We start from the raw sequence: 22,241 nt of genomic DNA, 5'->3' as shown, positions 1-22,241 counted from the left end.
GCAATGCTTAGCTCTTTGGGAGGAGGAGACAAATGAAGATCACCTGGCTTGGCCATTCCGGCTTCCGTATCGAGATCGCGGATCAGGTTTTGCTGATCGATCCCTGGCTCACGGGCAACCCGTCCTTCCCCGAAACCCGCCGCGCCGAGGCAGTTACCGGCGCCACCCATATCCTGCTCACCCACGGCCATGGCGACCATTCCGCCGACGCGCTGGCGCTGTCAAGGGAACTCGGCGCGCCGATTGTCGGCATCTATGACCTGATGAGCCACTGGGAAGCCACCGAAGGCGCCAATGTCATCGGCTTCAACAAGGGCGGCACGGTCGCCCTGGGTGGGGTCGCGGTGACGATGGTGAACGCGGTTCATTCCTCCTCGCTCGGCTCCGAGGCGGGGCCAGTCTATGCCGGCGGAGAGGCCGGCTTCATGATCAGCGGCGAAGGGCACACGATCTATGTTTCCGGAGATACCGATGTGACGGCCGATATGGGCGTCTGGACAGAACTGCATCAGCCCGATATCGGCATCCTCTGTGCGGGTGGCCATTTCACTATGGACATGAAGCGCGCCGCCTTCGCTGCCCGCAAGTTCTTCGACTTCAAGGTCGTGATCCCCTGCCATTACCGGACCTTCCCGCTGCTGGAGCAATCCGCCGAGGCGCTGATCGAAGCGCTGCCCGGCCTGGAGGTGAAAACGCCGGAAGTGATGGAGCCCGTTGAGATCTGATCGGAATGCGCCGCCCGGTTCAGCGCCGGGCGGCAAAGAAATCCTTCAACAGGCGCTCAGCCTCCTCCGCCCGGATGCCGTCATAGACCTCCGGTACATGATGTGCCTGCGGATGCGAGAAAATGCGCGGCCCTTGCACCACGCCGCCGGATTTGGGGTCTGCCGCGCCGTAATAGAGCCGCGCGATCCGCGCCGCCGAGATGACCATCGCACAGGCCGGGCAAGGCTCCAGCGTCACGTAGAGATCATGCCCCGGCAGCCGCTCGGACCCCGCCGCCGCACAGGCTGCGCGGATCACCAGCACCTCGGCATGCGCCGTCGGGTCGCTGAGTTCGCGGGTCCGGTTGCCATCCCGCGCCACGACGCGGCCCATTGGGTCCACCAGCACCGCGCCCACGGGCACCTCCCCGCGCGCAGCGGCAGCGCGGGCTTCGTCCAGAGCAATGTCCATATGGCTGGTGAATGGGCTCATTCTCCTCCCCTGCCCTGCCACGGCGCTCTTGGCAAGGCCACGGTGGCATCGTATCGGAGAGCATGACCCAGAATTCAGAAGCCCCCAAGGATGGCGACCGTATCGCCAAGGTGATCGCCCGTGCCGGCCATGCCTCGCGCCGCGAAGCCGAGCGCATGATCGAAGCCGGCCGTGTCACTGTGAACGGCAAGAAGATCGACAGCCCGGCCCTCAACGTGACTGCCACGGACAGCATCACCATCGACGGACAACCGCTCGCCGAAACCGAGCCGCCGCGCCTCTGGCTCTATCACAAGCCCGCGGGTCTCGTGACCACGGCGCGGGACGAGAAAGGCCGCCCGACCGTCTTCGATGCGCTACCAGAGGACATGCCTCGCGTGCTCTCCGTCGGCCGGTTGGATCTGACCTCCGAAGGACTGCTTCTGCTGACCAATGACGGCGCAATCAAGCGGCGGCTGGAATTGCCGTCGACGGGTTGGGTGCGGAAATACCGCGTCCGCGTTAATGGCCGCCCGGAAGACAAGACTTTCGAGCCACTCCGTAAGGGCATCGTGATCGAGGGCGAGCGTTTTCAGCCGATGAGCGTCACGCTCGACCGCCAGCAGGGCTCCAATGCCTGGATCACGGTCGGCATTCGCGAGGGCCGCAACCGCGAGATCCGCCGCGCCATGGAAACCGTGGGCTTGCCCGTCAATCGGCTGATCCGCGTGAGCTATGGCCCGTTCCGCCTGGGCGACCTCAAGCCGGGCGAGGTCGAGGAAGTGAAAGGGCGGGTTCTGCGGGACCAGCTAGGCCTCGACAAGGAATTCGAACCAATTTCGGAACCGAAACGCCGTCCGCAACGTCGGCGTCGGTAACGGCGGCAAACAGATCGCTTTGCGATTACTCGCCTGGCTTGACCCGTTTTGCGGTCCGGATAGCCACTCGGTAGCGCGTGCTGCGCACGCGTGAACGATCCTGCGGATCGTGCCTCCGGCGGGGATACTTTTCGTCAGAAGAAGTCCCTTGTGCTTCCCTGTCTTCTTTTGACCGAAAATATCCTGGGGGGCGCGCTCGTCCGAGCGCGGGGGGCAAAGCCCCCTTTTGACGTCGGCAGACTGCTCAAACATAACCGGAGCAGTCTTTCCGTCTTCAACACTTGTCGGTTTTCCAGATTGCGCCGCGTGCGCCGCGCTCAACTGGTAGAGAGCATCTTCGGTGTGACGAGAGAGGGAAGTGTGCCGCTACCGACATTCCAAAGCAGCCGCAAAAGAAGCACGTCCCTCATGCCGGCCAATATCGCGCGACAGCAAGGTTTGTCCATCCAGCCGCACGGCAAGAAGCCGCTTCCAATCCGCCGAGGCCAGCAGCATTTCCGGGCCACCGCTGCAATGCCGTATTCCGCCCGCAATATCCCGTTCACCGATCTTGTGATTGGAAAAGCCCGCCGCCGAAGTCACGTCCGTCAGCTTGCCATCGGAATAGCGCCAGACACGCAAGATCTTTGCCAGGTGCGGCCGGTCGACATAGGCAAGCTCAACCGTTCCATCGCCGTTCAGATCGGCCACGCCAACGGGCGCCAACCAACGGAAACGGGTCCCGATAAAGGGCGTCGCGGCGAGGCGAACAGGTTCCTTCTTCGCCAGCCCCCACACCGCTAATCGCGCGCCCTGGTCCCGGTGGCTCTCCACCACCACCACTTCCGGCGCACCATCGGCATCAAGGTCCACCAGCCGTGGCGCCACGTCTTCGAAAACCATCTCCTCGGGCAGCACGACATCCAGCGTGCGTGCACCGCAAGACAGGCGCAGCGTGCCCCATTCGAGGTCATCCCCCAGAATACCATGCGGATAGCGGTCTGTCGGCTCCCGGTAGCTGGCTTCGTCGATAGGGCTCTCACATACCTGCGCACCCACAGCCCCAGCCGAGTGAACCGCGAGCGCGACAAACGCGGCAAGCGCGGCCCGCAGCACCGATCAGATCTGCTTTTCGGGAAGCTGAACGACGAGCCCGTCGAGATCGTCGGTCACCTTGACCTGGCATGTCAGGCGCGACAGGCCCGGCTTCGTCTCGTAGGCGAAGTCCAGCATGTCCTCTTCCATCGACTCCACTGGTGGCAGCTTCTCGGCCCAGGCCGGGTCGATATAGGCGTGGCAGGTCGAACAGGCGCAGGCGCCGCCGCAATCGGCATCGATGCCGGGCACACCGTTATCGCGCGCACCTTCCATTACCGTCATCCCAGTGGCGACGTCCACGACATGTTCCTTCCCGGAATGCTCGACATAGGTGATCTTTGGCACGCGTCTTGTCCTTCTAGCTGGCTTTGCCGCTTGGCTTCTCCACTGGCTGACATAGGTCAATCGCCGCGGCTTTGCCAGTGCCGACGGGACTTGGCCTTTCTGTCTATTTGTTCTATTTTTGTTCTTATGCCATCTCTCACCCCCTCCCCACCTCCCAACAGTTGGCCGCGCCCGCCTTCCTGCCTCACGGCCAGCCAGCTCGCGCTGCCGCCTGCCGGCGCGCGGATCTGCGTGGCCGGGCTGGTGCTGGTCCGGCAGCGGCCCGGCACCGCCAAGGGGGTGATTTTCATCACGCTGGAAGACGAGACGGGCACCTGCAATATCGTCGTCTGGGCCAAGGTTTATGAACGCTATCGCCGCGCGGTGATCGCCGGGCGCCTGCTGCGCATCACAGGTCGCGTCCAGCGAGAGCAGGAAGTGGTGCATGTGATCGCGGAACATGTCGAGGATATCTCGCCCATGCTCGACGCGCTGGCCCGCCCCGATTTCGACCCGGATAGCCCCGCCTGAGTCGCATCTGCCACAACCGGTGACCGGAACACTGGCGACGCCACGGACGGGCTTGCCCGAAACGGCCTACCGGATAGTCTGCGGCGAACCGTTTCTGAACCCGTCCGAACGCAACGATGATCCGCCCGGCCCTGCTACTCGCATTGCTTGCCCTGCCCGCCTGCAGCCCGGGCCTTCCTGAAGTTGCACGCCCACAACAGCCGGGCCAGATCGCCTCGCGTGATGCCTCCGGGCCACCCGATGCCGCTCCCGGCACATGCTGGGGTCGTGACGAAACCCCGGCCCGGCTACAGACCATCACCGAGGAAATCATCGTCACCCCGGCGGTTCTCGATGCAGATGGAAACGTGACAACCCCGGCTGTCACGCGAACCGAATCCCGGCAGGAAATCGTCGAAGAGCGCCAGGAACTCTGGTTCGAAACGCCCTGCCCAAACAGTTTCACCCCCGACGTCGTTGCCTCGCTGCAACGCGCTCTCAAGGCCCGCGGCCGTTACGAGGGTGAGATCACCGGTACGCTCAACACCGCAACGCGCAGCGCAATTCGCGACTATCAGAAGCCCCAGGGGCTGAACTCTTCCGTCCTGTCACTGACAGCCGCCCGCCAACTGGGGCTCGTCGCCATCGCCGTGCCGGCAAATCCCGCGTAGCTCTCTTCCCCCGCAGCGTTGTTCGTAGGCACACCCACCAGGACTCAACTGACCAGTTCGCCAACAATGGACACAACGATCGTGCAGCCCTGCCCGACATGTCCTCGCGCTTGGCGAGTGTGCCGTACCAAATCGGGACAATACCCTTGAGCAATGGACCCTTTACGAACCGGATTCTCCCACCAGTGAAGGCCCGAAACCACTGAACTTCCTTCACGGGACCGGGAGCATTCGTGCGTTCGACATATGTCTGCTGCCTCGTGGGGGCGAAAGAGTCAGCGCCCAACCCCAACGGTGCCCTTTGAATCAGGACATGAAATCAAAGCGCAGCAGACAACCCCGCTCGAGCGTCCGTGATGTGCATGAATGCGCATAGACCTCAAAATTTCATAAGGTTTTGCATTTTCCAACACCTCCCCATTTGTCTCTCATCGAAGGCGCAAAGAGGCGCCGACAGACAGAAACGAAACAAGACACGACCAAAGGACCACATCATGAAACGTACCGTGCTTTTCACCGCTCTCGCTCTTACTCTGGCTGGCCCGGCTCTGGCTTCCGACCAACTCGCCCGCTCTCTCGGCGTCGAAACAGGTGTCTACTCCACCGGCGAACTCATCGCCCTGCGCAGCGCAGTCGAAAACGGGGAACATGCCAAGGCAAACGACATCCTTTCCGGCAGCATCACCAAGGGCCGCATCGACAGCGCCCCGCAATTCGCGGCTTCCGTCGGTGCGGACAGCAGCTATTCCACCGCGGATGTCATCGCCTTGCGCTCGGCGCTCGAAAAGAACGAGCAACAAACGGCTGGTTTCATCCGCAACAACGCAGGCGTGGATGACGGTTTCGTTGCCTCCAGCAAGAGCGGCATTTCCGCAGGCCATGCACAGCTTGCCGCCTCGCTTGGCGTCAATGCGGCCGACTATTCCCTTTCGGAATTGACCAGCCTGAAAGCCGACCAATCGTCCAACAACGGTCGCGGCGACTGAGCAAGCAAGCAGTCCAGAAACAGGCCCGCCTTCGTCAAGGCGGGCCTCTTTTTTCCATACTCTTCCCGCCAAATCACCCGTCGCCAGAACAGCGTTCCGAGATCGGATCCCTCATCCTAAGCAGTCGACCGGGTTCGCGTTGACCGGGATTTCGGCAGGGGGCGTTGCCCCCCGCGCTCTTGCGAGCGCTCCCCCCAGGATATTTCCGGTCAAAAGAAGACAAGGAAGCACAAACGACTTCTTCTGACCAAAAGTATCCCCGCCGGAGGCACGATCCGGAGGATCATTTCCGCGTGCAACAGCCAGCCCCGCAAACGGCCGTGCGCAGGTTCTCAAGAAAAGGGCGCCGGAATTCCGACGCCCCTTCCCATATCATTTTTCCCAGAGGATCACTCGAGGCTGAGAGCCACGAAGCTCGGGCCACCAGCGCGGCGGATCAACAGCAGGATCGATTTGCGGCCTGCGTCGGTCGCGTCCGCGATCCGGGCTTCCAGATCCTCGATCGTGGATACTTCCACCTGTCCGGCCTGGGTGATAATGTCCCCCGGGCGCATACCCTTCTCGAAGGCATCGCTTGCCTCGTCGACATCCTTGACGACCAGACCGCTCGCATCCTCGCCGAGTTCCATCTCTTCGGCGATTTGCGGCGTCACGGCGGTCACGGTCATGCCGAGGATCTCTGCATCCTGCGGTTCCTGCATTTCCATGTCCGGCGAACCGTCGGCCGTCTCGGTGCTTTCGGCGGTCTCACGACGGCCAAGCGTCACCATCAGCGTTTCGGTCTTGCCCTCGCGGAAGACAACCACGCGGACGCTCTTGCCGACCTCGCTATTGCCGACCAGTTGGACCAGGCCGCGGGTATCTTCCACGTCGGTTCCGTCGAAGGACAGAATGACGTCACCGGTCTTGATGCCGGCATCTTGCGAGGGGCCTTCGAGCACGTCGGTGATCAGCGCTCCCTTGGCTTTCTCAAGGCCGATGGCCTCGGCCACATCGTCGGTCACGTCCTGGATACGAACGCCCAGCCAGCCACGGCGGGTTTCGCCGAATTCCTTGAGTTGCTCGATCACATTGGTCGCAACCCGGGAGGACATGGCAAAGCCGATACCGATCGAGCCGCCATTGGGGCTGAGAATCGCGGTGTTGATACCGATCACCTCGCCTTCCATGTTGAAGAGCGGACCGCCGGAGTTGCCGCGGTTGATGGCGGCGTCGGTCTGGATAAAGTCGTCATAGCTGCCCGAGAGCGCCCGGCCGCGGGCGGAGACGATACCGGCGGAGACGGAGAAACCCTGCCCCAGCGGGTTGCCCATGGCCATGACCCAGTCGCCCACGCGGGCATTGTCCGAATTGCCCCAAGGCACGAAGGAGAGCGGCTTCTCGGTTTCAACCTTGAGCAAAGCGAGGTCTGTCTTCGGGTCGGTGCCGATCACCTTGGCAGGTAGTTCGTCACCGGAGAAGAACTCGATCGAGATCTCGTCCGCCTCGGCGATGACGTGGTTGTTGGTAACGATGTATCCGTCCTCGGAAATCACGAAACCCGAGCCGAGCGCCGAAGAACGACGGGGCCGCTGCGGGGTTCCGTTGGGGCCGTTGCGCTCCATGAAATCGCGGAAGAAATCCTCGAAGGGAGAACCCTCGGGAATGATCGGGCCGCCATCGCCATGCGGGTTGGAGGCAGTGGCCACCATCGTCGACGTGGTGATGTTCACCACCGCCGGGCTGACCTTTTCGGCCAGGTCGGCGAAGCTTTCGGGGGCACCCTTTGCATGGGCGCCAAGCGATTGCGCGATCAGCAGCGCCAAGCCAAGCAGCACCGCCGGGAAGAACCGCGTCGCGGTTTCCCTTTCGCGAAGGGAGAGAGCTTGAGATTTCACTCGATTATCCTTCTGTTTCTTGTGGCCCGCCTTTTGCGACGGTTCAGTCAATTTCGAGCTGCGCGTAGCCGCACAACTTTTGTGCGCTCATACTTTTTCATAAACCGGAGAGTCGCAATTCAAAGTCCGGTCGCAACGCGTCACGAGGGCGTGACACGCGGGCGGCCTTTGGGAACGGCTCTGTTATCGGCCATTGAAAGAAGTGTCTCAGGCCAAAGGGCTGCACGCAAGACAAAGCTTTGGGCAGACCCGTTCAACCAGCCGCGAAAGGCCTTAGCCACCCAGCCAGTTGGCCAGCCACAACAGGATGCCGCCGCTGGTGATTGCCAGCAATCCGACCAGCCGGCGGGTTTCGACCGGCATCTGGCGGATCAATTCGAGGATCTCGTCGATACGCGAAGGGGCCAGTGCAAGCACCAGCCCCTCCAGAACGAATACCAGCCCGATTGCGAGCAGGATCGTGTCCATTTACTTGGCCGTCCCCTGGGCGCCGTTGAAGTAGTCGAAGAACTCGCTGTCCGGCGCGATGACCAACGACGAGTTCTCGCCCTTGATCGCTCCCTCGTAGGCCGACAGGGACCGGTAGAACTCGAAGAATTCCGGATCCGCGCCATAGGCGGCGGCAAAGATCCCGTTCCGTTCGGCATCGGCTTCACCACGGACGATCTCGGCCTCTTTCTGGGACTCGGAAACAAGTTCCACCACGGTCCTGTCGGCCTGGGCGCGAACCCGCTGCGCGGCCTCGTTACCGCGCGCGATCTCGTCCGCGGCTTCCCGTTCCCGTTCGGCGCGCATCCGCTCGAAGGTTGCGTTCAGGTTCTGCTCGGGCAGGTTGGTCTGCTTGAGCCGCACATCGACCACGTTGAGGCCAAGCGCACGCGCCTGAACCTGTGCCTGGTCGCGAATACGGTTCATCAGCACCCGGCGGTCTTCGGATAGGATGGTGTCCGAGGTCACCTGGTCCGCACCGAGCACTTCCCGGATCTGGGCATTGAGGATCGAGCTCAACCGGGTCTCGGCAGCGGGCAACCCGCCAACACCGACAGCCTGCCGGAACTTCACCACGTCCTCGATCCGGTAGCGCGCGAAGGCGTCCACCACGAGGCGGCGATCATCCGAGGGCGTAACCTCGATCGTGTCCGTGTCCAGCGCCAGGATCCGGTCGTCATAATAGACGACTTCCTGGATGAGCGGTATCTTCAGCGCGATTCCGGGATCTTCCTTCACGCGCTTGATCTGGCCGAATTGAAGCACCAGCGCTTTCTCACGCTCGTCCACGATGAAGACGGAGGCCATGATTATGGCGACGGCCACGATGCCAATGGGCAGAAGATAGGTCAGACGCTTCATATCAGTTGCCCTCCAAGGTCGGTTTGCGCAGCTCATTCAGCGGCAGGTAAGGCACGACGCCCTGTCCAGCCCCCTCGCCGCCGGTTTCTCCAAGGATCACTTTTTCGACATCGCCGAGCACCTTTTCCATCGTCTCCAGATAGAGACGCTTGCGGGTCACTTCCGGCGCCTTCTGATATTCCTGAAGAACGGCGGTAAAGCGGCTCGCCTCACCTTCGGCTTCGTTCACGACCTGCGCCCGATAACCTTCGGCCTCTTCCAGAAGCTGCGCGGCTTCACCACGCGCGCCGGCGAGAACTGTGTTGGCATAGGCATCGGCGCGGCGTTCGAGACGGTCACGCTCCTGCTCGGCTGCCTGCACCTCGCGGAAGGAGTCGATCACTTCCTTCGGCGGGTCGGCCTTGTCGAGGTTCACCCGGACGATGTTGATGCCACTGTCATAGGTATCCAGGGTTCCCTGGATCGAGGTCTTGGCGGTATCGGCGATCAAGCCCCGGTCCCGGTTGAGGATCGGCGCCAGCTCGGAGGCCGCGATGATCTCGCGCATGGCCGATTCCGACACAGCGCGGACGGTTTCGCGCCCCTGTGCAAGGTTGAACAGGAACTTGGCCGGATCGACGATGTTCCAGACCACCTGGAAATCGATATCGACGATATTGGCATCCGTCGTCAGCATAAGGCCGCTATCAGTGCGCGAATTGAAATCGTCGCCGATATCTTCCGTCCGTTCCGATGTCACGTTCACGACTTCGGCGGTCACCAGCGGCCAGGGCGCAAAGTTCAGACCCGGGCTGCCGATGGCCGAGAACTCGCCCAGGAACAGCTCGACCGACTGCTCTTCCGGCTTGACGGTATAGAAGGAGGCAAGCCCCCAGAGCACGACCAGCGCCGCGCCGCCCAGCAGGAATGTGCCGCGGGAGAATTTCGGCCCCTCGCCGCCCTGCCTCGGCTCGCGCGGCCCACCGCCTCCGCGGCCACCCATCAGAACGCGAAGCTGTTCCTGTCCCCTTTTCATGATCTCGTCGATCTCGGGAATCTGCTTGCCGTCCTCGCCGGGACGTTTGCCCCCGCCATTATTGCCGCGATTGCCGCCACCGTTCTGGCCGCCGCCGCCGGAGCCACCGCCCCAGGGTCCGCCGCTATGTCCTGCCATGAATCTCTCTTCCCTCTCGTGTCTCAACGGGTGCGTATCTTTGCCAGATGGTTGTCCCGGCGAGCTTTTCAAGCGCCGGGATCCCGGCTCAAGCCCTGCGCACCGGCGTTTTCAGGGTTACCAGCTCCTCCGACATGGTCGGGTGAACGGCAACTGTTCGGTCAAAATCTTCCTTCGTCGCGCCCATCTTCACGGCCACTCCTGCAAGCTGGATCATCTCGCCGGCATGATCGGCCACGATATGCACGCCGAGCACCTTGCGGGTTTCGGCGCAGACGATGAGCTTCATCAGAACACGGTCCTCGCGCTCGATGAAGCTCTTGTGCATCGGTTTGAAGGCCGTCGAATAGACCTCGATCGGCCCCGCCTCGCGCGCTTCTTCTTCCGACAGGCCAACTGTACCATATTCCGGCTGGGTAAAGACGGCCGAAGGGATCAGCTCGTGATCGGGCGCGGTCGGATTGCCCTTGAAGACGGTTTCGACAAAGGCCATCCCCTCGCGGATCGCAACTGGCGTGAGCTGCACACGGTTGGTGACATCGCCGATGGCATAGATCGAGGGCACCGAGGTCTGGCTGTACTTGTCCACGACCACCTCACCGCGCCGCCCGAGTTCCACGCCCGCCTTTTGCAGGCCAAGCCCCTTGCTGTTGGGGGTACGGCCAGTGGCAAAAAGCACCTGGTCGAAGACATGCGTGCCACCAGTGGTCGCCGTGACCTCGATCCCGCCCTCGACCTTGCGCATCGCGCCGATATTGGTGCCGCAATGGATCTCGATGCCGTGACGTTCCATATGCTCGGCAATATGGCCTCGCGCCTCACCATCGAAGCCGCGCAGGATCTGCGGACCACGGTAAAATTGCGTCACCTTCGTGCCGAGCCCGTTGAAGATACAGGCCATTTCGCAGGCGATATAGCCGCCGCCCACCACCAGCAGGCGCTTGGGAAGCGCGTCGAGATGGAACACCTCGTTGGAGGTGATGCCAAGGTCCTCGTTCTCCACGCCCGGCAACGCGGGCCAGCCGCCCGTGGCGATCAGGATATGCTTTGCAGTATATTCCGTCCCGTCCGCCAGCCGAACGCTATGGGGATCGGCCACGGTGGCCCTTTGCGGGAAAACCTTCACGCCGGAGCCGTCCAGTAGGCGATTATAGACACCTTCCAGCCGATCCAGCTCGCCCTCCAGCCGGGTACGGAACTTGGGCCAGTCGAACCCGCCGATCTTCACGTCCCAGCCGTAATCCACAGCCTCCTGCATGCCTTCGGCATACTCGGAGGCAAACACCATCAGTTTCTTGGGCACACAACCGCGAATGACACAGGTGCCGCCCATGCGGCTCTCCTCGGCCAGCCCGACCTTTGCGCCGGTCTCGCCCGCCGCCACCCGTGCCGCGCGCACACCGCCGGAACCGCCGCCAATAACAAACAAATCAAAATCGAAAGCCATCCAGGCGTCCTTCTTTCCCGCTGAAGCTGTCCTAGCGCGCCTTTCGACCCGCCGCCACCCCAAGATAGGAACCCATCGCCCCGGATCGTGGAGTTGAAGGCCTTTCAAGGTATCACAGCTCCGCCATGGCGACGAAAATCACGAAACCGGCGTTCCGCCGCGCGCGCGTGAGCGATCCTGCGGATCGTGCCTCCCGCAAGAGTTTTTTCTCCAAGAAGAAGCTGCGAGTGACCATCTGTCTTCTTCTGACCCGAAAACATCCTGGGGGAGCGCTCGCAAGAGCGCGGGGGCAAAGCCCCTTCCAACATCTGCAATCGGCTCGGTGAGGCGCCGTTTTCTCGGTTCTCCGGCCTGGAAAGTCACTTAGAGAGGCGAGACAAAACCTTGCCTTTTGCCACCATCCTCAGCCGGCGCCGCGCGTTTCGATCTTCAACCGGCCGCCGCAATGCTTGCAGTGAACGGCATCGGGGTCGTGTCGGGTAAGCCCGCAACTCGGACAGGGATAATGCACCTTGTTCGGGGTAAAGATCACGCTGGCGAGCCGCAGGAAGAGCGATACGCCGATGACCATGATCCCTACAGCGAAGAGCTTTCCGCCAACGGATGTTGGCGTGAAATCGCCATATCCTGTCGTCGTCAGCGTGGTCACTGTGTAGTAGAGAGCATTTACATAACCTTCGAAGTCTTTCGGCCCCCCGCCGCTCTGCACGACGAAGACATGGACCGCCGAGGTGGTCACAAAGACGAAGATCACGAGGTTGAGCGCCGCAACGATCGCATCTTCATGCTCTCGGAAAAGGCGGGAATCGCGGCGCAAATCCTGCAACAGGTAGTTGGAATAGCCGAGCCGCACCCCTCGGAGGATCCTCAGGAAGGAGAGGTCGATTCCGGTGAACCGGTTCAGGACCAGCGAGCCCAGCACCAGAATATCCGCGATCACGTATATTCGCCCCAGATGCGCCCATTTGCCAGGCGCGATCCAGAACCGGCACAGGAAATCGACGAAGATGAACAGCGCTAGCACCTCGTTGATGAGATGGGTCAGCGCCGTGTGCGGCAGGGGCGTGACCACGATGAAGTAGATTACCGTGGCAAGATCGAACAGGATCAGGCCGTAGCGTAGCCGAACCGAGGCCGGTGAGGTGCCGGTGTAAAGATTTTCGACCCGCTGTTTCAGCTTTTCCATCATGCTGTGAATAGCCTAGAGCCGCCCGCGCCAGCTTTTCCAGTCCGCTCTCACCCGCGCCGATACGGATCGCTCGCGGCGCGGCTTTCCGACAACGATTGCTGACGTCGCTCCACCAGTAGCTCGATCGCATCGGCGATATGGACTTTCTGGATGTTGCAATCCCCCCGCGCGACCCGGATGCGGTGCGCCTCGATCATCACTTCGGCATGGGTGCAGCCCACGGGTGGCTCGAAAATGCCGGGCGGCTCTATGCCTGGCGGGACATTGACGAAGCGTCAGAACCATTTTCCGGAGTGTCGTTGTCGGCGGCAAGCGCGCGATGCCCTCGCAGCGCATCTTCGACGCGATGCGCATAGCGGACGCTGGACCGGTCGAGACCATGGGTCAGGAAGATCCGCAACATGGCGCGGTCGGTTCCGGTCAGCCAGAGGGTGACACCCCGTTTCTTCGCCTTGTGCGCCAATTCCACGATCATGTTTGCGCCGGTCGAATCGAGCATGGGTACATCCGAGAAATCGATGACCAGTGCCTTGTACTCGTCATTGATCCGGTCGAGCACCATGCCGATGGAGGCGGTCGCCCCGAAGAACAGCGCTCCACGGATACGATAGATCACGACATCCGGATCTGCTGCGAGATGCTCGTCATAGGCGCCGCGAGGCCGCACGGAATCCGCCAGATCGCCGCCAACCAGCGGGTGATGAGTGGCGATTTCTGTCTTCTGGCTCATGCGCTGGATGAACAGCACGGAGCCGAGGGCGAAGCCGACGACGATGGCTTCGGTCAGGTCGCGGAAGATGGTCAGGAAGAAGGTCGCGCCGAGCACCGCCGCTTCGCCCCAACCGGAGCGAAGCAGGATGGCAATGGCCGGTTTCTCGATCATCTTCCAGGACACCACGGCGAGCACGCCCGCCAGCGCCGCCAGCGGGATATAGGCCGCGAGGGGGGCCGCCAGCAGCATGAAGAGCAGCAAGAAGACCGAATGCAGCATGCCGGAGATGGGGCCATGCGCCCCGGAGCGCACATTTGTCGCTGTCCGCGCGATCGTACCGGTGACACAGATACCGCCAAAGAGGGCCGAGCCGACATTCGCCGCGCCCTGTGCCAGCAATTCGCAGCTCGAGCGATGCCGCCGTCCGGTCATCCCGTCGGCAACGACCGCCGAGAGGAGGGACTCGATGGAGCCCAGCAGGGTGAAGGAAATCGCCGAAGGCAGAACAGCGACGACCTTGCCGGCCGAGAAATCGGGCAGATGCGGTCTGGGCAGGGAGGACGGAATGCCGCCGAACTTGGTGCCGATGGTCTCGACCGGCAGCGCAAAGGTGGTGGCGATCACCGAGGCGACGGCAACGGAGATCAACATACCCGGCCAATGCGGGCGAAAGCGTCCGACGCCGACGATGATCGCAATCGTGACCGACGAGATCAGCACCGCCGCGGGGGTGACGCTTGCGCGAACCGACCAGAGGGCCGGGAGTTTCTCCAAAAGTTCGCCCGGTTCGTGTGCGAGCGAAAGGCCGAACAGGCCGCTGATCTGGCTGGCGAAGATGATCACCGCGATCCCCGCGGTGAAGCCGACCGTCACCGGGAAGGGGATGAACTTGATGAATGTGCCGAAGCGCAAGAGGCCGGCCAGGGCCAGGAACAGCCCGGACAGGAAGGTTGCCAGGATCAACCCGTCCATCCCGTGCTGTACGACCGTGGCCGCCACGAGCACGATGAACGCGCCGGCGGGGCCGCCGATCTGAAAGCGCGAGCCGCCGAAGAGCGAGACGAGGAAGCCGCCGACAATCGCCGTGTAGAGCCCCTGGGCCGGCGTCGCCCCCGAGGCTATTGCTATGGCCATGGAGAGCGGAAGCGCGACGATGGCCACTGTCAGGCCCGAAATCGCATCTGCGCGCAGATGCGCCAGCCCGTAGCCTTCGCGCAGCACGGTCACGAGTTTGGGAGTAAACAATTCGGCGAACCCGGGAGTTTCGTCCGAACGATCTGTCTTTGCTTTCATTTCAGCCGCACCTGTCTTCAGGAAGCGGCGGGATCGTCGGCAAAAAGTCGGCGGTCGCCGTCGCGATAGAGCAATGTCTCGTCTCACCGGCCCTGAAAGGGTTGGGTCGGTCCTATCTCCTCCCGGCGGGGCATTGGTCGAAACCCAAACCCCTTCCCGCCAATGGCGATGCCTCGACAGGAACTCGAAAATCGTTCGAAGAGCGAAACAAGGTCAAAGGGGCGTTCGGGAACGCTCGTGCGGGATGGATGCCGCGTACCCCCCGCCCTGTCCCATGTCAAATATATATATTCTGGACAGTGGCTCCGCCTGATCGGGGCCGCCCGGAAACTGCCAAGGCACGGGGTTTCCGGCGCACTGACGGAAACTTCTATTTTCAATGTGCATATTTTCACAGATCCTATTCAAATTGCCAAAATTGACGACACAGTCGAACATCAGCATCTTCAGGGGCAAGCCGTTCAACTAATGCAAGGAACTCGAAATGACCGCCCCGACCATCCTCAAGATCGATAGCTCCGCCCGCCTGACAGCCTCCATCAGCCGCGATCTGACGACACAGATCACTGAAAAATTCGACGGTGCGAAGATCATCGCCCGTGACCTCGCCACTGCGCCGCTTCCACAGATCGACGAGGGTTTCGTGACCGTCACCAAGGGTGCGACCGAAGCCGAGGTGTCGGAGACGCAGCGCGAGATGCTGGCGCTCTCCAACACGCTGATTGACGAACTTCGGCAAGCGGACGTGATCGTTATCGGTCTGCCGGTCTACAATTTCGGCCTGCCGGCCTCGCTCAAGGCCTGGATCGACCTGGTCGTCCGCGCCGGAGAAACGTTCAAATACTCCGAGGCTGGCCCCGAGGGCCTGCTCACCGGCAAGCGGGTGATTATCGCGATGGCCTCCGGCGGCACCGAAGCGAACTCCGCTATCGACTTTGCAACACCCTATTTGCGCCATGTGCTGGGCTTCATGGGCATGACCGATGTCGAGTTGGTGCGCGCCGACAGGCTGGCCTTCGATGTCGAAGGTACGCTTAAGTCCGCGAAGGAGCAGGTCGCCACCCTGGCCGCCTGAGCCTGACGGAAATACCTGGCCAGAAACCGCGCGCAACCGCGCGGTGCTTCCGGCGGAGGTATTTTAGGAAAGATGAAACCATTCGGTCTCCAGATGGGATCTGCGGTTCAGGCTGAAGAGCCGATGGCCGCGAAAGGTGAAGGCGCCTCGTCCGGGTTTCCGGCGAGGCGTTCTTCGTTTCATCGCCTTGACTCCGGACGCCTGTCTGCCGTAAGGACTGGCGCAACACCCGGAAGTGCGAGCTTCCGGTCCTCCTTTTATGGAGGATCGCCACCAGTCAGCGCGTTGCGCCCACTGGTGCGATTGTCGTTTGGGCGCCGGTTTCCCATATGGGGGCGGCATGTTGACTGGAATGGCCATAGGAGGGCCGAGGCATGTTCGAGAATCTTTCAGAGCGCCTCTCAGGTGTCTTCGATCGGCTGACCAAGCAGGGTGCCCTGTCGGAGGATGACGTCAAGACAGCGCTGCGCGAAGTGCGCGTGGCCCTGCTCGAGGCGGACGTCTCGCTACCGGTTGCGCGCGAATTCATCAAGGCGGTGCAGAAAAAGGCGACCGGACAGTCGGTGACGAAATCGGTCACGCCAGGCCAGCAGGTCGTCAAGATCGTTCATGACGAGCTGGTCCATTTCCTGGCCGGCAACAACGAGACGCCCGGCGACCTGAAGGTCGACAACCCGCCCGCGCCGATCCTGATGGTCGGCCTGCAGGGCTCGGGCAAAACCACCACCACCGCCAAGCTCGCCAAGCGCCTGACCGAGAAGAACGGCAAGCGGGTGTTGATGGCCTCGCTCGACGTGAACCGCCCGGCCGCCATGGAACAACTGGAGATCCTCGGCCGGCAGGTGGGCGTGGACACGCTGCCCATCGTCAAGGGGCAGAGCCCCGTCGAGATCGCCAAGCGCGCCAAGCAGCAGGCGACGTTCGGCGGCTATGACGTCTACATGCTCGATACCGCCGGCCGGCTGTCGATCGACGATGCGCTGATGGCCGAGGTCGAGTCGGTGCGTGACGTGACTTCGCCGCGCGAGACGCTGCTGGTGGTCGACGGCCTGACCGGCCAGGACGCCGTGCACACGGCGAAGAATTTCGACGAACGGATCGGCATCTCCGGCGTGGTTCTCACCCGGATGGATGGTGACGGACGCGGTGGTGCGGCGCTCTCCATGCGCTTCGTGACCGGCCAGCCGATCAAGTTCGTCGGTCTCGGCGAGAAGATGGACGCGCTGGAGGAGTTCCACCCCGAGCGGATCGCGGGCCGGATCCTCGGCATGGGCGACATCGTCTCGCTCGTTGAGAAGGCGCAGGAGACGCTCGAGATCGAGCAGGCCGAGCGCATGATGCGGCGCTTCCAGAAGGGTCAGTTCAACATGAACGACCTGCGCAGCCAGCTTGAGCAGATGCTCAAGATGGGCGGCGTCGAGGGCGTCATGGGCATGATGCCCGGCATGGCCAAGATGAAGAACCAGGTGGCCGAGGCGGGTTTCGACGACTCGATCCTGCGCCGGCAGATCGCGCTCATCCAGTCGATGACCAAGAAGGAGCGCGCCGCGCCGCAGATCCTGCAGGCCAGCCGCAAGAAGCGGATTTCCAAGGGCGCGGGGCTGGAGGTCAGCGAGCTGAACAAGTTGCTGAAACAGCACCGCCAGATGGCCGACATGATGAAGAAGATGGGCAAGAAGGGCCTGCTGAAACAGGCCATGGGCTCGATGTTCGGCAAGGGCGCCAGCGAGGAGGACCTCGCCAAGCAGCTCGGCAATGTCTCCCAGGCCGACATGGACAAGGCCGCCAAGGCGCTTGGCGGGATGAACACCGGTGGCTTCGGCGGCGGACTGCCGGGGCTTGGCGGCGGCAGCCTGCCGGCCGGTCTCACCGGCTTCGGAAAGAAGAAGTAATCCCATGCGTACGCCCGTCCTCGAAACAAAGCGCCTGTTCCTTCGCCGTCCGACCCGTTCGGATATCGGCACGGTCTTTGCGCGCCTGAAGGCCGGGCAGAAACACGTGGCAACCGCGCCGCTGGCGGGCAGCCGCGCGCTGGAGCAGGTCGTGGCCATCGTCTGCCACTGGGACCTGTGTGGGCTTGGCCTCTTCGCGGCGGTGCCCAAGGGATGCGACGAGCCCATCGGGCTTGTGGGGCCGTGGAAGGCCACCGGCTGGCAGCAGCCGGAGCTGGGCTTTTTGTTCCTCGACACCGCCGATGCCGACAGCCTTGCGCCCGAGGCGCTGCGCCGGGCGCATCACTTTGCCGAGCGGGTCATCGGCTGGACCGAGATCGTCAGTCATATCATGCCGGAGGATCGCCGCGCGGCCGCGCTGGTCCGGACCACTGGCGCGATCGCAGATCCGTTCGCAGACGGCCCGGCCGAGGCGCTAACCTTCCGCCACCCCGTTCGCCGGGGCAACTGGAGGCGGGCGGCATGATCGAACGCCTCGAGACGGACCGGCTCATCCTGCGCCGCCCCACGCCGGAGGACGCGGCGGCCTATATCGCCTATTACGCGTCCAACTGGCGCGCTACGCACGGCCCTGTCATGCAGGCCGATGGCGCGCGGCGGCGGTACCAGCGCATTCTTGGGCATTGGGAAAAGAACGGCTATGGCCGTTTCGTCGTGGAACTGAAGGAACAGCCCGGCGCGATCGGGCTTGTCGGCCCGCATTGGCCGGATTCCTATCCCGAGCCGGAACTGACAGGCCAGCTCTGGACCCGCGACGCGGTAGGCAACGGTTACGGGCTGGAATCCGTGGCCGCAGCCCGCGCGCATGCCTATTCCGCGCTCGGCTGGACTTCGGCGGTGACCTATATCCATGCCGAGAACACTCATGCCGTGCGCATGGCCCGCAAGCTCGGCGCCCGGATCGACCCGACCGTCCACGCGCCCGCGTCCCTGGACGGGCATGACGCCTGGCGCCACCCCTCCCCCGAGGAGCTTTCGGGCACCTTCGTACCTTCGCCCGCACGCCGCAAGATCGCCAAACCCCGCAAGCCGGCCGCGCCGACGCTGAAAACACGGCGGCTGACCCTTCGTCCTTACCGGATTGAAGATTTCGAACCCTATGCGGCCTTTCTCGCGTCGGACCGTGCCCGGCACATCCACGGCCCGCATTCCATCGAGACCGCATGGCAGTGGTTCACCAATGACATCGCCCATTGGTCGCTTTTCGGCTATGGCGGCCTGATGATCGAGCACAAGCGGCGGCTGATCGGGCAGGTGGCGATCACCTCCGGGTACCGCTTCCCCGAGCCCGTGCTTGGCTGGTTCCTTTTCGACGGAAATGAAGGCAAGGGATTTGCAACCGAGGCCGGGTTTGCCCTGCGCAACTTCGCCTATGAAAGCGCCGGGCTGGAAACACTCGTCAGCTACAGCGCGCCGGAGAATGCCCGCTCCATTGCCGTCTCCATTCGCCTTGGCGCGGTGCGCGACCCGCAGGCGCAGCCGCCGGCCATGGGAGACAACTCCGTCGCCTTCCGCCACCCCGCCCCGGATTCCGATGGCAGCCCGGAGGCCTATGCATGACCTCTTTCTCTATCTCGCCGCTCGAAAGGTACCCGAGCAAAGTCCACGTTTACCGTCATGCCGGGGGAGGCGCCTGATGGGTCATCGCGACATTCCTGTACTTGAATCCGAACGCCTCGTCCTGCGTGGCCCCGAGCCCGGGGACTACCCGAACTTTCGTTCGACCTTTTCCTCCTATCGCTCGCGCTTCATGGGCGGCCCGCTCAACACCTACGAGATCTGGATGCTCTATGCCGCCGAAATCGGCCATTGGGAGATTCGGGGTTTCGGCATGTGGATGATCCACCTGCGCGAGACAGACGAGACGCTCGGCATGGCCGGCGGCTGGTTCCCGCCGAAATGGCCAGAGCGCGAGATCGCCTGGTTCATCTGGCCGGAAGCGACTGGGAATGGCTACGCCCTGGAGGCGACGCACCTGGCGCGGAAGTATTTTTACGAGAAGGCCGGCTGGGAAACCGCCGTTTCCTATCTCGACCCGAAGGATCTCGACTCTATCCGGCTGGCCGAGCGGCTCGGCGCCGTGAAGGACAAGGAAGCGACCTCGATCGACGGTAATGACGTGGTCTATCGCCACCCCTCGCCGCAACGCCTCAAGAATGGCCAGTTGCGCGATGGGATCGAGATGGAAATCCGCTCCTATTACGACCCGCTTTTCAAGCCGAAAGGATATGCCATTGACTGATGCCGTTGCAAAGGCTGCGGAGTTGCTCAAAGAGCACCGCAACAGCATCGACCGGCTCGATGCGATCCTCGTCTACACGCTGGCCGAGCGCTTTGCCCACACCCAGGCCGTGGGCAAGCTCAAGGCCGAACACGACCTTCCCCCGTCCGATCCCTCGCGCGAGGCCGCGCAGATCGAACGGCTCGAAGATCTGGCGAAAGAGGCCGACCTGGACCCCGATTTCGCCAAGGCTTTCCTGAACTTCATCATTCAGGAAGTCATCCGTCATCACAAGAAACACCAGGAATGACAGTCGGTTAACCGACCAAATCAAAGCCATTCAAAGGAGAAAACAACAATGGCCATGAAAATCCGTCTCGCCCGTGGCGGCTCCAAGAAGCGCCCCTACTACTCCATCGTCGCCGCCGACTCGCGCATGGCTCGCGATGGCCGCTTCATCGAGAAGCTGGGCACCTACAACCCGCTCCTGCCGAAGGATTCCGAGGATCGCGTGAAGATGGACATCGAGCGCGTTCAGTACTGGCTCGACCAGGGCGCGCAGCCGACCGACCGCATCGTGCGCTTCCTCGAAGCCGCCGGCATTCGCGAGAAGTCCGAGCGCAACAACCCCAACAAGGCGAAGCCTGGCAAGAAAGCCGTCGAGCGCGCTGAAGAGAAAGCCGCCAAGGCCGCCGAAGCTGCCGAGGCCGCTGCCGCCGAAACCGCGGCTCCTGCCGAGGAAACCACTGCCGAGTAATCGGCACGTCAAGGCTCTGCGAGCATGATCCGGCTGGCCATCTGGGGCACGCTTTTCGGCGTTGGCCTCTGGTGCGGGATCGAGGCGCATCGGATCGTCATGGACGACCGCTGCCTCGATGCCGGTGGCCGGATCGGTGCGCGCGGCCTGTGCGAGGGAGTGATGCGAGATGGCTGATCGTGTTTGTGTCGGCGCCATCGCGGGCGCATTCGGCGTCAAGGGAGAGGTGCGGCTCAAGAGCTTCTGCGCCATTCCCGAGGATATCGCTTCCTACGGGGAGCTTTTCACCGAAGACGGCGCGCGCGCCTTCACGGTGGAGATCTCCCGTCCCGTGAAGAACGGCCTTGCCGTGCGCCTGAACGGGATCGCGACGAAGGAACAGGCGGACGCGCTCAAGGGTGTCCGCCTGATGGCCGACCGGCACCGGATGCCGGAACTGCCGGAAGACGAATTCTACCATGCGGACCTGATCGGACTTGAGGTCCGTGACACCGGCGGCAACCTTCTGGGAACGGTGCGCGCGGTGCAGGAATTCGGCGCCGGCGACATGCTGGAGATCCACGGCCCCGGGCTGAAGACGACCGTTCTGCTGCCCTTCACGCGCGAGGCCGTTCCGACGGTCGATATCGCGTCGGGCCGGATCGTTGCCGATCCGCCCGAGGGCCTCTTCGAATGAAATACTGGGGGCTGGGGATCGCCGGCGCGCTCTTCTATGCCGCCCCCATCGGCGCCGGGATGACCGGCGCGCCCTATATCGCGGTGCTGGCCTTTACCGCTCTGTTCTTCCTCTGGGTCGCCGTGATGAAGTTCGAGCCGTTTCGCGATGGCCCGGCGATGGTCCTGCCGACGCTGATGGTGCATTTCGCGCTTGCTTCGGCCTGTCTCGGGGTTGGCCACCTTCTTCGCGCCTTGCTCGGCATCGAGGCAACCGCGCCGCTCATGGGATGGATCGTTTTGGGACTGGGCGGTATCGCACTTGGCCGCATCCTCTGGCGTCCCCGCGCGGAAGCCGAGGCCGAGGCAATTGTCGAACAGGCGCTCAAGAAGCTGAACGAATTTGCCGACGACGCGGAGGTGCTTCTGGACGAACGCGACCAAATTCCGCTGCCCGAGGCGGTCGAGGAGATCGCGGAAATGTTCGGACGGCTCGATGCCCTGCCCGCCGAGGGTGCCGCGCAAAACGATCTGGCCCGGATCGTGCTGCCGGTGCCGGAAACCGTGAGCCCCTCGCTACTGTTCCCAGATCTGCTTCAACGCGCACGGCGGACCGGTGCCCGGCGGGACCGGCACGCGGCGCTTGTGCTGGCCTTCGACACGGATTTCGCCGAAGCCGCTTATGCCCAGCACTTCATGGCGCAGCTCTTCGACCTGATTGTCGAAGCGGCCGATGTGGTGACGCTGGCGCATTTCCTCGCGCGGGCCGAGGCGCTGCTGAATGAAACCCCGCATTTGCTCGGGGACCTGCCCAAAATTTCGCGGATGCTGGAGATCTCGGACCAGATAGCCACGGCGGAACCCGATCTGTCGGAGGCATTGGTCTCGCTGGCGCAGCGGCGCGAAGATCTCGAACGGATGATGAATGGATATGAGTGA

General features: G+C 62.9%; 25 protein-coding genes and 1 pseudogene. 15 read left to right on the top strand and 11 right to left on the bottom strand.

Annotated features, from left to right (window positions below):
* Positions 1–32: 32 nt before the first annotated feature.
* Complete coding sequence (locus tag BLR85_RS11480; protein ID WP_093155674.1) at positions 33–725, top strand: metal-dependent hydrolase; 693 nt, start codon at positions 33–35, stop codon at positions 723–725.
* 19 nt (positions 726–744) lie between these two features.
* Here BLR85_RS11480 and BLR85_RS11475 read toward each other — a convergent pair whose 3' ends face one another.
* Positions 745–1,197 carry a nucleoside deaminase gene (locus tag BLR85_RS11475; protein ID WP_093155671.1) on the bottom strand — a complete coding sequence of 151 codons (453 nt, stop codon included), beginning with the start codon at positions 1,195–1,197 and terminating at the stop codon, positions 745–747.
* Between the two features lie 62 nt (positions 1,198–1,259).
* Between BLR85_RS11475 and BLR85_RS11470 the strand changes: the two genes are divergently transcribed.
* Positions 1,260–2,054 carry a pseudouridine synthase gene (locus BLR85_RS11470; RefSeq protein WP_093155669.1) on the top strand — a complete coding sequence of 265 codons (795 nt, stop codon included), beginning with the start codon at positions 1,260–1,262 and terminating at the stop codon, positions 2,052–2,054.
* A 366-nt stretch (positions 2,055–2,420) separates the two neighbouring features.
* Here BLR85_RS11470 and BLR85_RS11465 read toward each other — a convergent pair whose 3' ends face one another.
* A complete protein-coding gene (locus BLR85_RS11465) occupies positions 2,421–3,149 on the bottom strand; it encodes an FG-GAP repeat domain-containing protein (RefSeq protein ID WP_244520699.1) in 729 nt (242 codons plus the stop codon).
* Positions 3,150–3,152: 3 nt separating this feature from the next.
* A complete protein-coding gene (locus BLR85_RS11460) occupies positions 3,153–3,476 on the bottom strand; it encodes a 2Fe-2S iron-sulfur cluster-binding protein (protein WP_093155666.1) in 324 nt (107 codons plus the stop codon).
* 126 nt (positions 3,477–3,602) lie between these two features.
* On the opposite strand from BLR85_RS11460, the gene BLR85_RS11455 reads away from it, so the two are divergent.
* From BLR85_RS11455 to BLR85_RS11445, 3 genes are all read left to right on the top strand, one after another.
* Positions 3,603–3,986 carry an OB-fold nucleic acid binding domain-containing protein gene (locus tag BLR85_RS11455; RefSeq protein WP_093155663.1) on the top strand — a complete coding sequence of 128 codons (384 nt, stop codon included), beginning with the start codon at positions 3,603–3,605 and terminating at the stop codon, positions 3,984–3,986.
* A gap of 116 nt (positions 3,987–4,102) precedes the next feature.
* Positions 4,103–4,636 carry a peptidoglycan-binding domain-containing protein gene (locus BLR85_RS11450; RefSeq protein WP_093155660.1) on the top strand — a complete coding sequence of 178 codons (534 nt, stop codon included), beginning with the start codon at positions 4,103–4,105 and terminating at the stop codon, positions 4,634–4,636.
* Positions 4,637–5,130: 494 nt separating this feature from the next.
* The gene (locus BLR85_RS11445; RefSeq protein WP_093155657.1) at positions 5,131–5,622 is read left to right on the top strand and encodes a hypothetical protein; all 492 of its coding nucleotides are present in this window, start codon (positions 5,131–5,133) and stop codon (positions 5,620–5,622) included.
* 389 nt (positions 5,623–6,011) lie between these two features.
* Here the strand turns inward: BLR85_RS11445 and BLR85_RS11440 are convergent, their stop codons facing one another.
* From BLR85_RS11440 to BLR85_RS11405, 8 genes and pseudogenes are all read right to left on the bottom strand, one after another.
* Positions 6,012–7,499, bottom strand: a complete 1,488-nt coding sequence (locus BLR85_RS11440) for a DegQ family serine endoprotease (RefSeq protein WP_244520698.1) — start codon at positions 7,497–7,499, stop codon at positions 6,012–6,014.
* Positions 7,500–7,772: 273 nt separating this feature from the next.
* Positions 7,773–7,967 carry a DUF2065 domain-containing protein gene (locus tag BLR85_RS11435; protein ID WP_093155655.1) on the bottom strand — a complete coding sequence of 65 codons (195 nt, stop codon included), beginning with the start codon at positions 7,965–7,967 and terminating at the stop codon, positions 7,773–7,775.
* Positions 7,968–8,849 (bottom strand): protease modulator HflC, encoded by an 882-nt coding sequence (gene hflC / locus BLR85_RS11430; protein ID WP_093155652.1) that lies wholly within the window; start codon positions 8,847–8,849, stop codon positions 7,968–7,970.
* A gap of 1 nt (position 8,850) precedes the next feature.
* Entirely contained in the window at positions 8,851–10,002 is a 1,152-nt protein-coding gene (gene hflK, locus BLR85_RS11425) for an FtsH protease activity modulator HflK (RefSeq protein WP_093155649.1), read from the bottom strand.
* Between the two features lie 88 nt (positions 10,003–10,090).
* Complete coding sequence (gor, locus tag BLR85_RS11420) at positions 10,091–11,449, bottom strand: glutathione-disulfide reductase (RefSeq protein WP_093155646.1); 1,359 nt, start codon at positions 11,447–11,449, stop codon at positions 10,091–10,093.
* A gap of 403 nt (positions 11,450–11,852) precedes the next feature.
* Positions 11,853–12,638: a zinc ribbon domain-containing protein gene (locus BLR85_RS11415; RefSeq protein WP_342028784.1), complete on the bottom strand. Its 786-nt coding sequence runs from the start codon at positions 12,636–12,638 to the stop codon at positions 11,853–11,855.
* A gap of 47 nt (positions 12,639–12,685) precedes the next feature.
* A pseudogene (locus BLR85_RS11410) lies at positions 12,686–12,871 on the bottom strand (VOC family protein); the annotation flags it as partial.
* Positions 12,872–12,885: 14 nt separating this feature from the next.
* The gene (locus BLR85_RS11405) at positions 12,886–14,643 is read right to left on the bottom strand and encodes a SulP family inorganic anion transporter (protein WP_093155643.1); all 1,758 of its coding nucleotides are present in this window, start codon (positions 14,641–14,643) and stop codon (positions 12,886–12,888) included.
* A gap of 484 nt (positions 14,644–15,127) precedes the next feature.
* Here BLR85_RS11405 and BLR85_RS11400 point away from each other — a divergent pair, with 484 nt between their 5' ends.
* The 10 genes from BLR85_RS11400 (at position 15,128) to BLR85_RS11360 (ending at position 22,241) form a co-directional block, all read left to right on the top strand.
* Positions 15,128–15,718 carry an FMN-dependent NADH-azoreductase gene (locus BLR85_RS11400; RefSeq protein ID WP_093155640.1) on the top strand — a complete coding sequence of 197 codons (591 nt, stop codon included), beginning with the start codon at positions 15,128–15,130 and terminating at the stop codon, positions 15,716–15,718.
* A 374-nt stretch (positions 15,719–16,092) separates the two neighbouring features.
* On the top strand, positions 16,093–17,610 hold the full coding sequence (gene ffh / locus BLR85_RS11395; protein ID WP_093155637.1) for a signal recognition particle protein: 1,518 nt from the start codon (positions 16,093–16,095) through the stop codon (positions 17,608–17,610).
* A gap of 4 nt (positions 17,611–17,614) precedes the next feature.
* A complete protein-coding gene (locus tag BLR85_RS11390) occupies positions 17,615–18,136 on the top strand; it encodes a GNAT family N-acetyltransferase (protein ID WP_093155634.1) in 522 nt (173 codons plus the stop codon).
* Positions 18,133–19,230 (top strand): GNAT family N-acetyltransferase, encoded by a 1,098-nt coding sequence (locus tag BLR85_RS29120; protein ID WP_170844546.1) that lies wholly within the window; start codon positions 18,133–18,135, stop codon positions 19,228–19,230. Before BLR85_RS11390 ends, BLR85_RS29120 begins: the two co-directional genes overlap by 4 nt.
* A 76-nt stretch (positions 19,231–19,306) precedes the next feature.
* The gene (locus tag BLR85_RS11380) at positions 19,307–19,912 is read left to right on the top strand and encodes a GNAT family N-acetyltransferase (protein ID WP_093155631.1); all 606 of its coding nucleotides are present in this window, start codon (positions 19,307–19,309) and stop codon (positions 19,910–19,912) included.
* Positions 19,905–20,201, top strand: coding sequence for a chorismate mutase (locus BLR85_RS11375; RefSeq protein ID WP_244520697.1), 297 nt, complete (start codon positions 19,905–19,907; stop codon positions 20,199–20,201). Before BLR85_RS11380 ends, BLR85_RS11375 begins: the two co-directional genes overlap by 8 nt.
* A 48-nt stretch (positions 20,202–20,249) precedes the next feature.
* Positions 20,250–20,648 carry a 30S ribosomal protein S16 gene (gene rpsP / locus BLR85_RS11370; protein ID WP_093155625.1) on the top strand — a complete coding sequence of 133 codons (399 nt, stop codon included), beginning with the start codon at positions 20,250–20,252 and terminating at the stop codon, positions 20,646–20,648.
* Positions 20,649–20,672: 24 nt separating this feature from the next.
* Positions 20,673–20,825, top strand: a complete 153-nt coding sequence (locus BLR85_RS29115; protein ID WP_156461478.1) for a hypothetical protein — start codon at positions 20,673–20,675, stop codon at positions 20,823–20,825.
* Complete coding sequence (gene rimM / locus BLR85_RS11365) at positions 20,818–21,324, top strand: ribosome maturation factor RimM (RefSeq protein WP_093155623.1); 507 nt, start codon at positions 20,818–20,820, stop codon at positions 21,322–21,324. Before BLR85_RS29115 ends, rimM begins: the two co-directional genes overlap by 8 nt.
* Entirely contained in the window at positions 21,321–22,241 is a 921-nt protein-coding gene (locus BLR85_RS11360) for a hypothetical protein (RefSeq protein ID WP_093155620.1), read from the top strand. Before rimM ends, BLR85_RS11360 begins: the two co-directional genes overlap by 4 nt.

The sequence above is a fragment of the Aliiruegeria lutimaris genome (assembly GCF_900099935.1).
Taxonomy (GTDB): domain Bacteria; phylum Pseudomonadota; class Alphaproteobacteria; order Rhodobacterales; family Rhodobacteraceae; genus Tropicimonas; species Tropicimonas lutimaris.
The sequence above is the reverse complement of the archived record's forward strand: the minus strand, read 5'-3'. Positions and strand labels throughout refer to the sequence as shown.

Bases quoted from the DNA above. Each gene is read 5' to 3' on its own strand.
- BLR85_RS11480 (WP_093155674.1), top strand. From the start codon at position 33: ATGAAGATCACCTGGCTTGGCCATTCCGGCTTCCGTATCGAGATCGCG.
- BLR85_RS11475 (WP_093155671.1), bottom strand. From the start codon at position 1,197: ATGAGCCCATTCACCAGCCATATGGACATTGCTCTGGACGAAGCCCGC.
- BLR85_RS11470 (WP_093155669.1), top strand. From the start codon at position 1,260: ATGACCCAGAATTCAGAAGCCCCCAAGGATGGCGACCGTATCGCCAAG.
- BLR85_RS11455 (WP_093155663.1), top strand. From the start codon at position 3,603: ATGCCATCTCTCACCCCCTCCCCACCTCCCAACAGTTGGCCGCGCCCG.
- BLR85_RS11450 (WP_093155660.1), top strand. From the start codon at position 4,103: ATGATCCGCCCGGCCCTGCTACTCGCATTGCTTGCCCTGCCCGCCTGC.
- BLR85_RS11445 (WP_093155657.1), top strand. From the start codon at position 5,131: ATGAAACGTACCGTGCTTTTCACCGCTCTCGCTCTTACTCTGGCTGGC.
- BLR85_RS11435 (WP_093155655.1), bottom strand. From the start codon at position 7,967: ATGGACACGATCCTGCTCGCAATCGGGCTGGTATTCGTTCTGGAGGGG.
- hflC (WP_093155652.1), bottom strand. From the start codon at position 8,849: ATGAAGCGTCTGACCTATCTTCTGCCCATTGGCATCGTGGCCGTCGCC.
- hflK (WP_093155649.1), bottom strand. From the start codon at position 10,002: ATGGCAGGACATAGCGGCGGACCCTGGGGCGGTGGCTCCGGCGGCGGC.
- gor (WP_093155646.1), bottom strand. From the start codon at position 11,449: ATGGCTTTCGATTTTGATTTGTTTGTTATTGGCGGCGGTTCCGGCGGT.
- BLR85_RS11415 (WP_342028784.1), bottom strand. From the start codon at position 12,638: ATGATGGAAAAGCTGAAACAGCGGGTCGAAAATCTTTACACCGGCACC.
- BLR85_RS11405 (WP_093155643.1), bottom strand. From the start codon at position 14,643: ATGAAAGCAAAGACAGATCGTTCGGACGAAACTCCCGGGTTCGCCGAA.
- BLR85_RS11400 (WP_093155640.1), top strand. From the start codon at position 15,128: ATGACCGCCCCGACCATCCTCAAGATCGATAGCTCCGCCCGCCTGACA.
- ffh (WP_093155637.1), top strand. From the start codon at position 16,093: ATGTTCGAGAATCTTTCAGAGCGCCTCTCAGGTGTCTTCGATCGGCTG.
- BLR85_RS11390 (WP_093155634.1), top strand. From the start codon at position 17,615: ATGCGTACGCCCGTCCTCGAAACAAAGCGCCTGTTCCTTCGCCGTCCG.
- BLR85_RS29120 (WP_170844546.1), top strand. From the start codon at position 18,133: ATGATCGAACGCCTCGAGACGGACCGGCTCATCCTGCGCCGCCCCACG.
- BLR85_RS11380 (WP_093155631.1), top strand. From the start codon at position 19,307: ATGGGTCATCGCGACATTCCTGTACTTGAATCCGAACGCCTCGTCCTG.
- rpsP (WP_093155625.1), top strand. From the start codon at position 20,250: ATGGCCATGAAAATCCGTCTCGCCCGTGGCGGCTCCAAGAAGCGCCCC.
- BLR85_RS29115 (WP_156461478.1), top strand. From the start codon at position 20,673: ATGATCCGGCTGGCCATCTGGGGCACGCTTTTCGGCGTTGGCCTCTGG.
- rimM (WP_093155623.1), top strand. From the start codon at position 20,818: ATGGCTGATCGTGTTTGTGTCGGCGCCATCGCGGGCGCATTCGGCGTC.
- BLR85_RS11360 (WP_093155620.1), top strand. From the start codon at position 21,321: ATGAAATACTGGGGGCTGGGGATCGCCGGCGCGCTCTTCTATGCCGCC.